Source organism: Pseudomonas sp. IT-196MI5 (assembly GCF_949767415.1).
GTDB lineage: Bacteria > Pseudomonadota > Gammaproteobacteria > Pseudomonadales > Pseudomonadaceae > Aquipseudomonas.
The window spans coordinates 442,956-458,505 of record NZ_CATKPZ010000033.1 but is presented as its reverse complement, the minus strand read 5'-3'; the positions used below and the strand labels follow the sequence as shown (position 1 = coordinate 458,505).

The 15,550-nt window shown below is 58.9% G+C and carries 15 protein-coding genes; 4 read left to right on the top strand and 11 right to left on the bottom strand.

What is annotated here, in order from left to right; genetic code table 11:
• Positions 1-173 precede the first annotated feature (173 nt).
• A complete protein-coding gene (locus ACM6IK_RS20560) occupies positions 174-407 on the top strand; it encodes a DUF1161 domain-containing protein (RefSeq protein WP_414875774.1) in 234 nt (77 codons plus the stop codon).
• A 4-nt stretch (positions 408-411) separates the two neighbouring features.
• On the opposite strand, the gene ACM6IK_RS20555 is transcribed toward ACM6IK_RS20560, so the two are convergent.
• Complete coding sequence (locus ACM6IK_RS20555; RefSeq protein WP_414875773.1) at positions 412-834, bottom strand: hypothetical protein; 423 nt, start codon at positions 832-834, stop codon at positions 412-414.
• Between the two features lie 41 nt (positions 835-875).
• Complete coding sequence (locus ACM6IK_RS20550) at positions 876-1,298, bottom strand: hypothetical protein (protein ID WP_414875789.1); 423 nt, start codon at positions 1,296-1,298, stop codon at positions 876-878.
• A gap of 59 nt (positions 1,299-1,357) precedes the next feature.
• Here ACM6IK_RS20550 and ACM6IK_RS20545 point away from each other — a divergent pair, with 59 nt between their 5' ends.
• The gene (locus ACM6IK_RS20545; protein WP_414875772.1) at positions 1,358-2,455 is read left to right on the top strand and encodes an aminopeptidase; all 1,098 of its coding nucleotides are present in this window, start codon (positions 1,358-1,360) and stop codon (positions 2,453-2,455) included.
• Here the strand turns inward: ACM6IK_RS20545 and ACM6IK_RS20540 are convergent.
• The 5 genes from ACM6IK_RS20540 to ACM6IK_RS20520 all read right to left on the bottom strand — a co-directional run bounded on the left by ACM6IK_RS20540 (position 2,437) and on the right by ACM6IK_RS20520 (position 6,509).
• Complete coding sequence (locus tag ACM6IK_RS20540; RefSeq protein ID WP_414875771.1) at positions 2,437-3,666, bottom strand: nucleoside recognition domain-containing protein; 1,230 nt, start codon at positions 3,664-3,666, stop codon at positions 2,437-2,439. The genes ACM6IK_RS20545 and ACM6IK_RS20540 overlap by 19 nt on opposite strands.
• 195 nt (positions 3,667-3,861) lie before the next feature.
• Entirely contained in the window at positions 3,862-5,193 is a 1,332-nt protein-coding gene (gltP, locus tag ACM6IK_RS20535) for a glutamate/aspartate:proton symporter GltP (RefSeq protein ID WP_414875770.1), read from the bottom strand.
• Between the two features lie 334 nt (positions 5,194-5,527).
• Positions 5,528-5,785: a hypothetical protein gene (locus ACM6IK_RS20530; RefSeq protein ID WP_414875769.1), complete on the bottom strand. Its 258-nt coding sequence runs from the start codon at positions 5,783-5,785 to the stop codon at positions 5,528-5,530.
• A 201-nt stretch (positions 5,786-5,986) separates the two neighbouring features.
• The gene (locus ACM6IK_RS20525) at positions 5,987-6,151 is read right to left on the bottom strand and encodes a DUF1328 domain-containing protein (RefSeq protein ID WP_223544890.1); all 165 of its coding nucleotides are present in this window, start codon (positions 6,149-6,151) and stop codon (positions 5,987-5,989) included.
• Positions 6,152-6,221: 70 nt separating this feature from the next.
• Positions 6,222-6,509, bottom strand: a complete 288-nt coding sequence (locus ACM6IK_RS20520; RefSeq protein ID WP_414875768.1) for a hypothetical protein — start codon at positions 6,507-6,509, stop codon at positions 6,222-6,224.
• Between the two features lie 437 nt (positions 6,510-6,946).
• Between ACM6IK_RS20520 and algB the strand changes: the two genes are divergently transcribed.
• Positions 6,947-8,293 (top strand): sigma-54-dependent response regulator transcription factor AlgB, encoded by a 1,347-nt coding sequence (algB, locus tag ACM6IK_RS20515; RefSeq protein WP_414875767.1) that lies wholly within the window; start codon positions 6,947-6,949, stop codon positions 8,291-8,293.
• Positions 8,294-8,303: 10 nt separating this feature from the next.
• Positions 8,304-10,094, top strand: a complete 1,791-nt coding sequence (locus ACM6IK_RS20510; protein ID WP_414875766.1) for an ATP-binding protein — start codon at positions 8,304-8,306, stop codon at positions 10,092-10,094.
• Between the two features lie 7 nt (positions 10,095-10,101).
• On the opposite strand, the gene ACM6IK_RS20505 is transcribed toward ACM6IK_RS20510, so the two are convergent.
• The 4 genes from ACM6IK_RS20505 to ACM6IK_RS20490 all read right to left on the bottom strand — a co-directional run bounded on the left by ACM6IK_RS20505 (position 10,102) and on the right by ACM6IK_RS20490 (position 15,549).
• Positions 10,102-11,721 carry an EAL domain-containing protein gene (locus tag ACM6IK_RS20505; protein ID WP_414875765.1) on the bottom strand — a complete coding sequence of 540 codons (1,620 nt, stop codon included), beginning with the start codon at positions 11,719-11,721 and terminating at the stop codon, positions 10,102-10,104.
• A gap of 75 nt (positions 11,722-11,796) precedes the next feature.
• Entirely contained in the window at positions 11,797-12,576 is a 780-nt protein-coding gene (locus ACM6IK_RS20500) for an N-acetylmuramoyl-L-alanine amidase (protein ID WP_414875764.1), read from the bottom strand.
• 103 nt (positions 12,577-12,679) lie between these two features.
• The gene (locus tag ACM6IK_RS20495) at positions 12,680-14,674 is read right to left on the bottom strand and encodes a diguanylate cyclase (RefSeq protein ID WP_414875763.1); all 1,995 of its coding nucleotides are present in this window, start codon (positions 14,672-14,674) and stop codon (positions 12,680-12,682) included.
• The gene (locus tag ACM6IK_RS20490; RefSeq protein WP_414875762.1) at positions 14,671-15,549 is read right to left on the bottom strand and encodes an endonuclease/exonuclease/phosphatase family protein; all 879 of its coding nucleotides are present in this window, start codon (positions 15,547-15,549) and stop codon (positions 14,671-14,673) included. The genes ACM6IK_RS20495 and ACM6IK_RS20490 overlap by 4 nt, the downstream gene beginning before the upstream one ends.
• Position 15,550 lies beyond the last annotated feature (1 nt).

Sequence of the window (15,550 nt, the reverse complement as noted above, 5' to 3'; positions counted from 1 at the left end):
TTGAGAACAAAAGATCGCTGCCTTGAACAACCTGCCGGGATCTTTCGGCAAAAAGTGCTTAAGGCCGCGATCTTTTTTGTGTCGCGACAGACTTGCCCGCTAAAACTGTGGTCGAATAAATGACAGCAGCAAAAACCCATGACTGTGCGCGCTGCGTCAAAGGAGCTTCAACCATGAAACGATTTACCCTGGCGGTTATCTGTTGCGCACTGGCCACTTCGGCCCTCGCGGCGCCGAAACCCTGCGAAGAACTCAAGGCCGAGATCGAAGCCAAGATCCAGGCCCGTGGTGTCACTTCCTATACGCTTGAGATCGTCACCAACGACGAAGTACACGACCAGAACATGGTCGTTGGCTCGTGCGAAAACGGCACCAAGAAAATCATCTACCAGAAGAACGACCGCTGACACCTCACATCAAGCAGTAAGACTCCCGATCTTCTGCAACGATCTCCCGCTTGGCATTGTAAAGCCTGGCTTCAGGGATGAAGGCAATCGAGCGGCCTTCAAGCACATAACGTTGACCGGCTTCGAAATGATCGAAGTTGATGGTCAAGTAACATATGCGTTCAGAAGGGCCGCTCATCATGTTCAAGCCCCCGCCACCAGGTACTTCGAAGTCGAAGCGGACAATCAGTTCATGGCTGCCTGGCATAACCTCAAAAAAACGCCCGTCGGCCAAGCGCTGTTTATCCAGACGCTCAGCCATCAGCAACTTATCGTTAGGGAAGGGCGTGGAGAATTCGACCCAGGCCATCTTTGGATTAGCCGTCGGCATCGGGCTCTGACAGCCAGCGACAATGCTGGCAGCCAGCAACAGCATCAACCTGTACATGATGAATGTCCCAAGGGGTTATACATTCAGCATAACGCCGATCAGGAGTGTTGACAGCCCGCAGGCGTGCCTTGGCCAATCACTTTTCGCTGTTCATCGTAGAGTTTCGCCCAAGGCCGAAAACCGATGTTCCCCACCTTTAGCCGATAACGCTCGCCCGCGTTGAAGTCGTTGAATTTCACGTTCAGCTGGCAATCGCGCCACAATGGTTCGGCATCAGGGCCGATGTTGGTGGGCTGGACCGAGAATTGGTAGCGGACCGTCAGCTCATGGCTACCGGGCTGGACCTGGAAATAGCGTTTGTCGTCGGTAGCCTTGTCATCGACCTCCAGCGCCTGCAAAGTCGTATCTTCTTGCTTCGAGTCCAGGTCGATCCAGGCTTGCGCAGGATCAGGGCGGGGTAGTCCGAAAAAAGCACAGCCGGCCAGCATCAGCAGGCCTCCTATCAGTATCAACATGCGCATAGCAGAACTCCAGTCAGGCGGGATAATCTTGCGCAAAGACTCTCCAAGGAAGAATTATTGTGTTCAGGCCGCTTCCTAGCCTTGGATTACTTGATCGCGTTTTTCGCGTTTTGTTTCCGGGTGCGATGTTTTTGTTGCTCAACGGTTGCGCCGGCGTCAGCTACTACAACCAACTGGCCAGCGGCCAACTGCAGTTGCTGCGGGCGAGGGAGCCGGTTTCCAGCGTGGTTGCCGACCCGGCGCGCGATCAAAAACTGCGTACACACCTGGAGCAATCGCAAAAAGCCCGAACGTTCGCCAGCCAGCAATTGCACCTGCCGGATAACCAAAGTTACCGCTTGTACGCAGACATCGGGCGCCCCTTCGTCGTCTGGAATGTCTTCGCCACGCCGGAGTTTTCCCTCAAACCCGTAAACCACTGCTTCCCCATCGCCGGTTGCGTGGCTTATCGCGGTTACTACAGCCAGAGTGCAGCCCGCGGCGAAGCAGCTTTGCAACGCTTGCAGGGCATGGACGTGTCGATAGGCGGTGTCGAGGCCTATTCGACACTCGGCTGGTTCAACGATCCGATCATCAGTTCGATGATGGGCTGGGGGGACGAGCGACTGGCCACGCTGATCTTTCACGAGCTGGCCCATCAACGCTTCTATGTGAAGGACGACACGGAGTTCAACGAATCCTTCGCCACCTTCGTCGAGCAGGAAGGTACTCGCCAATGGCGCGCCTACCGCCTCCTGCCACCGGATGACAATGCGCAGGCGCGTCAGCGCAACCAGTTCACGGCGTTGGTGCTCAAGACCCGCACCCGACTGGAAAAGCTCTACGCCTTGCCGTTGCCAACCGGACAAATGCGCCAGCGCAAGGCTGCCGAGTTCGAGCGCTTGCGCAGCGAATACCGGCAGTTGCGTGACAGTCAGTGGGCCGCAGACAAACGCTACGACGCCTGGATCTATGCCCCGATGAACAATGCCCGGCTGTTGCCGTTTGGTTTATACGACCAATGGGTACCGGCATTTGCCGCGCTGTTCCATCAGGTGGATGGCGATTGGCTCAGGTTTTATGCTGCCGTGGAGAAGCTCGGCGCCTTGCCGGCGGGCGGGCGCAAGGCGGCGCTGAAAGCATTGGCTGACAGGGCCGATCAACCAAAGAACCAATAGCAAACCCCGATTGCACCCAGCACCCCGGCCAACTCCGCCAGCAATGCACAACCGACGGCATGGCGCGCACGCTGGATGCCCACGGAGCCGAAGTACACCGCCAGGACATAGAATGTCGTCTCGGTACTGCCTTGGACCGTTGCCGCCACCAGCGCCGGGAAACTGTCGACGCCCGAGGTCTTCATGGTTTCGATCAGCATCGCCCGGGCAGCGCTACCGGAGAAAGGTTTGACCATCGCCGTCGGCAGCGCATCGACGAATCGCGTGTCCCAGCCGGCCCACGCGACCAGATGGCGAATCCCTTCCAGGCCGAAGTCCAGCGCACCGGAGGCTCGCAATACGCCCACCGCGCAGAGCATCGCCACCAGATAGGGCAGCAAGTTTTTGGCAACGTCGAACCCCTCTTTGGCACCCTCGATGAAGGCCTCGTAGACCTTCACCTTACGCAGCGCGCCGATCAGCAGAAACAGCATGATCAGGCCAAACAGCGTCAGGTTGCCGAGGATCGATGACAGACCGGCCAGCGCGGTCGCCGAAAGGGTCGCCAGTAACGCCATGAACCCACCAAGGGCGAGGGCACCGGGGATCATGTAAGCCAGCACCACGGGGTCCCAGATGCGCAGGCGCTGCATGAACGCCACCGACAGGAAGCCGACAATGGTCGAGCAACTGGTCGCCAACAGGATCGGCAGGAACACCAGCGTCGGGTCGGGCGCGCCTTGCTGGGCGCGATACATGAAGATGGTCACCGGCAGCAGGGTCAGCGAGGAGGCGTTGAGCACCAGGAACAGGATCTGTGCGTTGCTGGCGGCAGTAGCGCTGGGATTGAGTTCTTGCAGCGCTTTCATGGCCTTGAGACCGATCGGCGTGGCGGCGTTGTCCAGGCCCAGGCCGTTGGCAGCGAAGTTCAGGGTGATCAGGCCGATGGCCGGATGACCAGGCGGGACTTCAGGCATCAGGCGCAAAAACAGCGGACCCAGGGCCTTGGCCAGCCATTCGACGATCCCGGCTTTCTCGGCAATGCGCAGAAAACCCAGCCAGAGGGTGAGGGTGCCAAACAGCAGCACCATGACTTCGACCGACAGCTTGGCCATGGAAAAAATGCTTTCCACCATTGCCGCGAAAATCCCGGCATTACCGCCGATCAGCCACTGCGCCAGCGCCGATACGGCTGCCACGATGAAGAAGCCAAGCCACAGGCCATTGAGCATCAGTCAAATCCCCCAAAAGATCCGCGAATGATAGCGGGGTGGCCAGAAACGACAAACCCCGGATTTCTCCGGGGTTTGTACATACGCACCACATAACCGATGTAGGAGCCGGCTTGCCGGCGAAGGCGTCATAGCTGGCAATGCAAGGCTCGAAGCCGTCTTCGCTGGCAAGCCAGCTCCTACAGGAGATTTGTGTCAGTTGCTGGAAATTTCACCTGCCGGCAGTTTTTCCTTGCTGCGCCAGTGCGGCAGGGAGTTCCAGTAGCGCTGGCCCTTGGCGTCGTCGTACATCCCTTCCCAACGAGCGATAACCAGAACAGCCAGGGCGTTGCCGATCACGTTCAGTGCGGTACGGGCCATGTCCATGACGCGGTCGACACCGGCGATGAACGCCAGGCCTTCCAGTGGAATACCGACGCTGCCAAGGGTAGCCAGCAGTACCACGAAGGACACGCCTGGTACGCCGGCGATGCCTTTGGAGGTGACCATCAACGTCAGTACCAGCAACAGTTGCTGACTGATCGACAGGTCGATGCCATACAGCTGGGCAATGAAGATCGCCGCGATGCTTTGGTACAGGGTCGAACCGTCGAGGTTGAACGAGTAACCGGTCGGCACCACGAAGCTGCAAATGGCTTTCGGCGCGCCGTAGGCTTCCATCTTCTCGATCACGCGCGGCAGCACGGTTTCGGAACTGGCGGTGGAGTAGGCCAGCACCAGCTCATCCTTGAAGATGCGCATCAGCTTGATCACCGAGAAGCCGAACAGGCGAGCGATCAGGCCCAGGACCACGAAAGCGAAGAAGGCGATGGCGACGTAAACCAGGATCACCAGCTTGGCCAGCGGTATCAGCGACGCGAAGCCGAAGTTGGCCACGGTTACCGCGATCAGTGCGAACACGCCGATCGGGGCGTAGTTCATGATCATGTGAGTGACCTTGAACATGCTTTCCGATACGCCCTGGAACATCTTCACCAGCGGCTCGCGCAGGTCCGCCTGCAGGCTCGACAATCCGAGACCGAACAATACAGAGAAGAAGATGATCGGCAGCATTTCGCCGCGAACCATGGCCGCAAAGATGTTCGACGGAATCAGGTTGAGGATGGTTTGGATGAACGCGTGTTCATGCTGAACCTCGGCCGCCGTGGCCTGGTACTTGGAAATGTCCACAGTACCCAGGGTGCTCATGTCGATGCCGGCACCCGGATGGAACAGGTTGGCCAGCAGCAGACCGACCACGATAGCGATGGTGGTGACGATCTCGAAGTAAATGATGGTCTTGAAGCCGATACGCCCCAGCTTCTTGGCATCACCGACGCCGGCAATGCCGACAATCAGGGAGGAGATGACGATCGGGATTACGATCATCTTGATCAGACGGATAAAGATATCGCCTGCCGGTTGCAGGACGTTGCTGATCCACCAGGCTTTTTCAGCACTGAAATGGTTGAGCAGCGCACCGATTGCAATCCCCAATACCAGACCGATGAGGATCTGCCAGGCGAGGCTAAGCTTTGCCTTCTTCATATCTTTACCCTTAATTGTTGTTTGACTCAGGGAGATGCGCGAACTGGAACGCTTATGGCGAAAAAGTCTAGTGCATCTTCCCCCCGTATAAGGTGCCCCGGAACCCGTGTTTGCGGCTTTCTGGCAGGCGAAAAAAGGCGCAACTATTCCGATGCAAGTAAGCGCCGTCTAATGCTGTAAACGCCTACCCTATGCCGAATCGGCATGAGGTTTTTTTAGTGAGTCGTGCGTCCCAACCGGTTCGAATGCGACATTTCGGCAGGCATAAGTGCCGTGAACCGGCCATCACAGAGCAGATTGAATGTTTTTTGAGCCGTGGCCGAGGATTGATTTTTCAGCAGAATCCCGCAGGACGAAACGAAAAATCGCGGCCAAAAAAAGGTGATTTTTCTCGATATACGGTCGCTGGTGAAACACCGGGAAAAGTATTTTCCGACGCAATCAGGATGAGAACGCGATAACGGTGATGACACCGAAACGAACGCTCTATTTCAATGTTTTGCATGATCAAGCCCTTCGCAAGCCCGTCGAACCAGGACGGTCCGGCGAACTTGCGCAGCAGCTTCTCCTGACCCGGCCCTTGCGCAGGCACTCCCTGTACCCGTAGGTCACTCCGCCCCTGAAACAGGCAGAACGTCCCGACCCCTTGGTCATGCGCCAACCTTCCTCAGGCGACGCAGGTGGAAAGAGGCGCTGTGGCCTACCTCATGTGCGAACTCAATACCCGTTCGGATCTTTCTTCAGTTGCTTCATTAACCGGGCGGCTGCCAGTGCCTCGAACAAACCATTCATGTCAGCTTCGACCACGGCGGCCAAAGAAGAAGGAAGCAACGAACATCACCAGGAACACCACAAACAGAATCTTGGCGATACCTGTGGCGGTGCCCGCGATTCCACCGAAACCCAGTACGGCAGCGACGATGGCGATGACCAGGAATGTGATTGCCCAGCTCAACATGGTAATTCTCCCTACGCTTGTGTTTAGAAGTGCTGCGTTTCCCGGCGCATCGGGTGCGCAGAAGTTTTGCCTAGAACACCCAACGTTCCTGATGACGTATCTCACCCACAGGCCCGGCTTGGTCGACACCCATCATCCGCATCGGGGTGCTATCGGCCTGACCGCTGCCGACCGCGCTGAAATGGGTTTGGGTCGGATGCTGAATCGACAGACGTGGCGTTTCAGCCTGCTGGCCCTGCTCCCAGCGCTGAAACTGCTGGCCGCCGATCAGGGTGATCAACAGCGCCAGTACAGCAAACAGCCCTTGCTGGATATGCACAGGCGAAAGGTGCCGGTGGGCGGCACGTTGACGATTCATCCTGGAGCTCCTGCCACTGGGGTCGGTATTCGATACGGGCGTATGTTTCCGAATGCCCTGGTTAATCAGACAATTGCAGCCTGCATGCCAGCCTTGATTCGCTTTAGTTCTCTTTAATTTCAATAACTTACAATCAATAAAAAAATCACCTCGCACGCATCCTGCACGATGCCACTTGCGTAGTCGTGCGTATTGCACGATTCGTTTGAAGGAATGCGTAAATTTTTTGAATTGAGAGGAGGGCGCAGATGTCAGAAATACACGCTGGTTTTTGTAAGAAACCGGGCTTCCATTAAAGGACCGGTGAAATCAGCTGGCAAAGCGATACGTGGGATGAAAGCTACCCTGCCATGGCAGGAATGGCTCAGAATCAATCATGTAAATTGCCCGATTTCTCTGAGACTAAATAAAGGTTATTCATTAAGGAGCGTAGGAAAATGGAATCAGCCACTGAGCATCAAGGCCGCATTCTGCTGGTGGATGATGAGTCCGCCATCCTGCGTACTTTCCGTTATTGCCTCGAAGACGAAGGCTACAGCGTGGCCACCGCTACCAGCGCCGCGCAGGCAGAAGTCCTGTTGCAGCGACAGGTCTTCGACCTGTGCTTCCTCGATTTGCGTCTGGGTGAGGATAACGGCCTCGATGTGCTGGCCCAGATGCGTATCCAGGCGCCTTGGATGCGGGTGGTGATCGTCACTGCGCACTCGGCCGTCGACACCGCAGTGGATGCGATTCAGGCCGGTGCCGCCGACTATCTGGTCAAACCGTGCAGCCCCGATCAATTGCGCCTGGCAACCGCCAAGCAACTGGAAGTGCGGCAACTGTCGGCACGACTGGAAGCCCTGGAAGGTGAAGTACGCAAGCCCAAGGATGGTCTGGACTCCCACAGCCCGGCCATGAAAGTGGTACTCGAAACCGCCCGCCAGGTTGCCACCACCGATGCCAATATCCTGATTCTTGGTGAATCCGGTACCGGCAAGGGCGAACTGTCCCAAGCCATCCACGGCTGGAGCAAACGCGCGAAGAAATCCTGCGTCACGATCAACTGCCCGTCGCTGAACGCTGAACTCATGGAAAGCGAACTTTTCGGCCACAGCCGCGGCGCCTTCACCGGTGCCAGCGAAAGCACCTTGGGCCGAGTCAACCAGGCTGATGGCGGTACACTGTTTCTCGACGAGATCGGCGACTTTCCCCTGACATTGCAACCGAAGTTGCTGCGTTTCATTCAGGACAAAGAATATGAGCGTGTCGGAGATCCAGTAACCCGTCGCGCCGATGTGCGCATCCTTGCGGCCACCAACCTCAACCTTGAGGACATGGCCCGCGACGGTCGCTTCCGTGAAGACCTGCTCTATCGCCTGAATGTCATTACCTTGCACCTGCCACCGCTACGCGAGCGCCGCGAAGATATTCTCAACCTCGCCGATCGTTTCCTCGCACGCTTCGTCAAGGAATACGCCCGTCCCGCGCGCGCCTTCAGCGACGAGGCCCGGGAAGCACTGCTGGACTATCGTTGGCCGGGCAACATCCGTGAGCTACGCAACGTGATCGAGCGGGCGAGCATCATCTGTCCGCAGGAGCGGGTCGAGATCAGTCATCTTGGCATGGCTGAAACCCCGGTCCACAACGCACCGCGTATCGGCGCGGCACTGAGCCTGGATGAGCTGGAGAAAGCTCACATCGGCGCGGTCCTCGCCACTGCCGACACCCTGGATCAAGCGGCGAAAACCCTGGGCATCGACGCCTCGACGCTGTACCGCAAACGCAAACAGTACAACTTGTGAGCAACAGCGGATGAAACTGGCGATGAAATTGCGGACCCGGCTGTTCCTGAGCATCTCCGCACTGATGACCATCGCGTTGCTCGGGCTCTTGCTCGGGCTGGTCAGCGTGATGCAGATGGCCGGCAGCCGGGAAGTGCCCACCCGCAACAACTTCGTCACTCTGGACCTGGGGCTCAAGCTGCGTCAGACCCTGGGTGATCAACTGATCATGATGCTCAGCGAGAAACCTGACTCCGCCGCTTTCGCCGCCTCGAAGCAGCATTACTTCGAACTGCTGGAGGAAGGCATCGCCCAGGAGCCAGCGCAGTCCGGAGGCGAGTACGGCTTCAGAAAAGCCAAGGCCGACTACGAGCGCTTTATCCAGGCTTATGAAACCACCCCGGGCCCGTCGAATGCGCTCGGCAGCAACGGCAACCTGACGGAAAAATTCAACGCGCTACGCAATGGCCTGATCGCCGAGCACAAGCGCGCACTGGATAACATCAACGATACCGAGCGTCAGGCCCGGGAGCAGGCGCTGCTGATTGCCGGATTGCTTGGCCTGGTGGGGCTGGCGGTGCTGATCGTCGGCTTCGTGACCGCGCAGACCATCGCCCGGCGCTTCGGGGAGCCCATCGAGGCTTTGGTCATGGCGGCGGACAATATCGGCCAGGGCAATTACGATGTCACCCTGCCAATCTCTTCGGCGGTGGAGCTGAACCAGCTGACCCGGCGTTTCGGGATCATGGCCCAAGCGCTGCGAGAGCATCAGGCCACTAACGTCGATGAACTGCTGGCCGGTCAGCAGCGTTTGCAGGCCGTGCTCGACAGCATTGACGACGGACTGCTGATGATCGACCGTCAGGGTCATCTGGAACACCTTAACCCTGTGGCCCAGCGCCAGCTGGGCTGGGAATCCGATCGCCTGGGTCTAGGGTTGGGCACGGCGCTGGAGCGCCCCGAACTCGATGAGCAGCTGCAACTGGTGCTGCGCGGCGGCACGTTGGAGCGGGTGCCGGAAGACCTGAGCATCGAAGTCGATGGCGAGTCGCGGCTACTGACCTATAGCCTGACCCCGGTAAGCCATACCCAGGGACATATTCTCGGTGCCGTGATGGTGCTGCATGACGTCACGGAACAGCGTGCCTTCGAACGGGTACGCAGCGAATTCGTATTGCGCGCCTCCCATGAGTTGCGCACACCGGTCACCGGCATGCACATGGCTTTCGGATTGTTCCGCGAGCGCGCTCACTTTGCCCCGGATTCCCGGGAAGCCGACCTGCTCGATACCGTGAATGAACAGATGCAGCGGCTGATGCAGTTGATCAATGACCTGCTGAATTTCTCCCGTTACCAGAACGGCTTGCAGAAACTCACCCTGGCGCCATGTTCCATCGAGTCATTGCTGGAACAGGCTCAATCACGCTTTGCCACATCGGCCGAAGAGAAGGAAATCAGTCTGCTGGTGGAAGTGCAGGGGCCTTTGCCGCGGTTACAGGCCGACCAGCCACAACTGGACCGGGTACTCGACAACTTGCTCGACAATGCCTTGCGTCACACCGGCTCCGGCGGGCGGATACGCCTGCAGGCCCGGCGCCATGGCGACCGGGTCATCATCAGTGTCGAGGACAACGGCGAAGGCATCGCCTACGGCCAACAGGGGCGGATCTTCGAGCCGTTCGTACAGGTCGGACGCAAGAAGGGCGGGGCCGGGCTCGGCCTGGCCTTGTGCAAGGAAATCGTGCAATTGCATGGCGGGCGCATGGGCGTCTACTCACGGCCGGGGCAAGGTACTCAGTTCTACATGGCACTGACCGTTTAGCTCACCTTCACGCCTCGTCATCCAGACGTCGGCCAGCGCCGGCCAGGCGTCGGCCCCGGGTTATCAATTCAATGAACTGCACGGCGCTCAGCGCGCGGGCGAACAGCCACCCCTGGCCGAACTTCACGCCTTCGCTGCTGAGGAATTCGGCCTGGGCCTCATGTTCGATGCCTTCGGCAATCACCTTCAGGTGCAGCGACTGGGCCATGTGAATGATGTGCGGGGCCACACCACTGCTTGCGGCGTCATGGCCCAACGCATCGATGAACGCCTTGTCGATTTTCAGGCAATCCACCGGCAGGGTTTGCAAATAGGCGAGGCTGCAATAGCCGGTGCCGAAGTCATCGATCAACACCTGGTGCCCGACATCCCGCAACGACTGCAGGTTTTCCCGGGCCACCACCACATCGACCAGCCCGCGCTCAGTGACCTCAAAGGCAATTTGCTGCGCAGCGACACGGTGCAGGGTCAGCAGCCGCGCCATCACCTGACCAATCCGCGGAACCATCACATCACACGCCGCGAGATTGACCGAAATGTACAGTTGCGGGTTGGCACGCAGCAACTGGCCGAGTTGCTCGAGCAGGCGTTGCAGGACGAAGTCTGTCATTTGGCGAATCTGCCCGGTGTTCTCCGCCATCGGGATGAACAGGTCGGGACTGGTCAGAGTACCGTCCGGCCTGCGCCAGCGTAGCAGCGCTTCAGCCCCGACACAGTTGCGGCTATCGAGGTCGAAGATCGGTTGATACAGCACCTGCAACTCGCCACGGCGAATCGCGCCGGTCAGTTCGGCGTCCAGCGACTGCCGCTGGCGCACCAGCAGAAACACCAGGAAACCAACGCATATGCCCAGCGCGAGGCTGGCCGGCAGCAGCCACCACCAGACCGCCGGAATATGCACGCCGCTGCGCGGGCTGATCAACACCAATTGATATTCCGGGTTGTCGGTGGGCATACGGTATATCAGGCGCGTCTGGGTTATCTGCAGTGCATCACGGTTTCTCGGTGGCCAAGCCTCGGTCGGCGGCCAGGCCTGAGAAGCGCCCAGCACAGGAATCGCGCGCGCGCCATGGTCAAGGACCACCAGCAGACTGCTACCCGGCGACAGGTCGACCATATCGGTCAAATGCCCGCGAGAGGTCGCGACCCGGAAATTCCCGCGCCCGAGCATCAGCGCGGCGCGGTTCTCGTCGGGTTCTGTAGTGGTGTTGAGCCAATAACTGTAAGTCGGGCCTTTGATGTCTGGTGATCGACTCAGCGACAACCCCTCTTGGCGAGGGCGATTGGAGCAGATTCGCGAGGAGTCCATGTAGGCGGCTTCGTAGACGAAGCGATAATTGAACGTAACCTGCTGCAAGGTCGCGATCATGTCCGCATCGCAGCCGCGCAACGGCTGCGCTTCAAGGTCGTCAAGGCTTTCGCGTAGTTGCCCGAAGAGCTGTTCCAGGCGGGCGAGGAAGCGCTCACCCTGAGCATTCATTTCTTCGCTTTCGTTTTGCTCGATCTGGTGAATGGCGACAAACAGGCTGCCGGCCATCAGTAACGTTGTGCTCAAGACAGCAGACATCAGCCCCAGAAACCAGGGGCGATGGAACCAACTACGGAAGGTCTCTCGAGCAGCAGGCATTGTGTAATATCCGAAGGATTACCAATGAGTTATAGCTGCTGATTGGGAAAATGCCCGTACCGTCGGGCGGCGTCATTATTTTGACTGATTCAACACCAAAAGTAGCGCTGCAGTTTGCGCATCCGGAGTGCCGTCGAAGCGCGCCGGACGGAAATGCAGCTGGAATGCCGCTATCACATGTCGTGTCGCGACATCGAGCTCGCCGGTTTGTGGCGAGGCATAACCCAAGCGGGTCAACTGCGCCTGAAACCAGCTGATGCTCGGCAACTGCTCGGCGAACAACATTTGCTGGCGCGCCACCGACTGTTCATTCGGCCAGAGGCCCAAGCCTTCGTCGGCCAGACGCTTCCAGGGGAACAGCGGCCCCGGGTCCAGCTTGCGCAAGGGTGCAATATCGCTATGGCCAATGATGTCGCTTGGCTTTATGCCGTGACGTTTGCTGATGTCCTTGAGCAACACGATCAACGACTGGACCTGATCTTCGGTGTAGGGATACCACACGCGTCCGGTCGGGGTGTCCTTGAAGCCTGGGTTGACGATTTCGATACCGATGGAACTGGAGTTCAGCCAGGTGCGGCCATTCCACTCGCTCTCCCCGGCGTGCCAGGCGCGCACATTTTCATCCATCAGCTTGTAGATGGTGGCGCCCTTGTCGTCGCCGATCAGGTAATGGCTGCTGACTTCACCGTGGGTCAGCAATTGCAACGAACGCTCCAGCGAGGCGTTGGTGTAATGCACCACCACAAATTGCACGCGGCTGTCGTGATTGGCCGAAGGGTGGCTGGTGTCGAAACGGGGACCGCTGGCACAGCCGGCAAGCACAATCAGCGATACGATCAGAGCAAAATATTTCATGGCGAAAGGCAGTACACACAAGACAATAATGCAACAGTGTAACGTAATGCCTTGCAAGCGGACGGCAATCGCATCGAATTAAACAAAATGGAACAAATGATAGTCAGCCCGGCTCCACCCGATTGCGACCGGCATTTTTTGCACGATACAACGCCTGATCGGCTCTTTTAAGCACTTGATCGCCGTGCTCTCCCGGCCTGAACGCCGTCATTCCGATAGACACAGTGATGGTCACCGGCTCTCCCTTGAAGTGGAACGGACAGGCCTCAATCGAGGCACGCAAGCTTTCCAGCAACTTCAGCCCCGCCGCCGACACCGTGGATGGCATTAACAGCACAAACTCTTCGCCGCCAAACCGGGCAATGAAATCCGTCCCGCGCAGTCGCTTGCGCAGCACACTGGCGATGATTTTCAACACTTTGTCACCGGCCAGGTGCCCGTAGTTATCATTGATACGCTTGAAATGATCGAGATCCAGCATGGCCAGCAGCAGCGTGTTGCCATGTTGCTGCCATTGCGTGACTTCATGATCCAGGCGCTCGCTCCAGGCTGCACGGTTGGGCAGCCCGGTCAACGGGTCGACCAGTGCCTTCTGCCGCTGTTCTTCAAGATGCTCGCGATAGCCCTGGGCCTCCTGCTCCATATGGGCGACCCGCTCGGCCAGGCTGTGCAAGCGCGCAGCGACCTCTTGCTCGCGCTCATCGCGCTGTTTCTGGTGCTGGTCCATGGTGCCCAGCAAGCCTTCGAGATGGTTTTCCAGGACGTGCTTGAGATCTTCCAGGTCCGCGGCTTCCTGCATGCTGCTTTGCAAGCCATCGACCTGTTCGCGAATCTGCGTGTCCATCTGCCGCGCAGCCGAACGGTTGTCGGCGTGCCCTGCGGTGGCGGCCTGCAAGTTGCTCTGGAACGATTCGAGGCGTTCGTTCAATCGTTGTAGATAGGCTTCGAACTCATGCTGGCCGCTGTCGGTAATGGCCAGCATCAACGTGGCGAAGTCGTCGAGGATCGGCAGCAATTCGTACCAGTTCAAACCGTTTTTCAGACGATCGCGCATGGATTCGGCTTGCGGGCGATAACGTTCGGGCAATGTCAGGTCTTCGAGCAGCCCTAGCAGCGTGTCTTCGATGTGACTGGCCACCGAACTGTAGGAGGGCTCGGGGGAGTCCGGGAGTGCGTAGAGAATGTCGTGTTCGGAATGTGCCTGATCGGCGACAGCCACTTCCTCCCTCGGAGTCGGAGGCAAGGGCGAGTTATCCGGCGACGCTTGCGCGGTCAGCTCGTCGGGGTTTGGTTCCGACTCCGGAGGCGTCGCGATGGTTTCCGGAGCTGGTTGCTCGGCCGATTCGATTTCTGTCGCAGCTGCACTGGCTGGCTGAGGCTCCGCAGCCGGGGGGGCAAAAGCCACGGCTGGCTCAGTCGGCGCGGACTCGTCCTCAGCTCGCTCAACAGCGGGTACCTCGCAGATTGCTGGCTCAATCACGACCGGGGCCGACGCGATAATCGCCGCAGGGCTCTCGGCTACAGGGGCAGCCAGCGCAGGAGAAGTAGCCGTTGAGGCCGCCGTCTCCTGCGCTTCACGACCGCCGAACAACCGCTGCAGCAAGCCAGGCCGATCGGGTTCCGCCGGGGTTTCCAGCTGGCTCAGGGCCTTGCCTTGCAAGCCACTCAACTCGCTGAGCAACAACGGTATCTCACGTGCCTGACTGACCCGCGCCTCCAGTTGCTTGGCGAAACTCTTGAGTGGCCGGCTCACATCCCGTGGCAGCGGCAATGTTTGCAGCTGAGTGACCAGCGCAGTCAGGGCGGCACTGGTCTGGTTGACCCGGGTTTCCCGACGCTGTTCAGAGTCGAGCACGGCTTTTTCCAGACGTGGAATCAGCGCGGCCAGGCCGGCGTCCATGTCGTCGGTACGCACGACCTCACGCATTTCCTTCATGCATTGGTCAACGGCGCGGTCGGTACCTTCCGCTGCCAGGGTGCTGCGCACCAGCCCACGACGCAGCAAGTCGAGCCGCGCGTCCCAGCGATGTTCGAGCTTTTCCTGTTGTTCGATGCTTTTGAGGTATTTCTCTTTCCAGCGCTGTGCTTCGTCGCTCATTCAGAGGTTCCGCGAAGGGCAGGACTCAACGCGGGAATTGCATCGGCCGTGAGCGAACCCGGCAAACGAATCTCTACCGCGACCGGCAGGTGATCGGAAATGGGCTGTGCCAGTACCTCGACCTTTTCCAGGGTCAGGCTCGGGCTCAGCAGGATATGGTCCAGGCAGCGCTGCGGGCGCCAGCTGGGAAACGTCGCTTCCAGTTGCGGCGCAAGCAGGCCGAGATCGCGCAACGCGGAGTTTTGCAGCAGGTCACTGGCATGGGTGTTCATGTCGCCCATCAGTACCTGATGCTTGTAGTCGCCAATCAACTCGCGGATGTAGGCCAATTGCAGGCTGCGCGCCCGGGCGCCCAACGCCAGGTGCATCATGACCACCACCAGCGCTTCCGGGCCTTCGCCGAACCGTACCAGAATGGCTCCGCGACCTTTTGGCCCCGGCAACGGATGATCTTCAATGGCCCACGGGCGCAATCGACTGAGCACGCCATTGCTGTGCTGGGCCAGGCGACCAAGGTTGCGATTGAGTTGTTGATACCAGTAGGGGAAGGCGCCGAGCTGGGCCAGGTGTTCGACTTGATTGACGTAGCCTGACCGCAGGCTGCCGCCATCGGCTTCCTGCAAGGCGACCAGATCGAAATCGCCCAGCAGATTGCCGATTTTCTGCAGATTGTCGGCACGCCCGGTGTGCGGCAGCAGATGCTGCCAGCCCCGGGTCAGGTAATGCCGATAACGCTCGGTACTGATGCCGACCTGGATATTGAAGCTGAGCAAGCGCAGACGACTGTCTACGGGCAGGCCCGTGGACTCCAGATGATGCTCGTTGACCCGCGGATCATGCCGGCCAACGACGCGTTCAGTACCCCATCGGCGCATG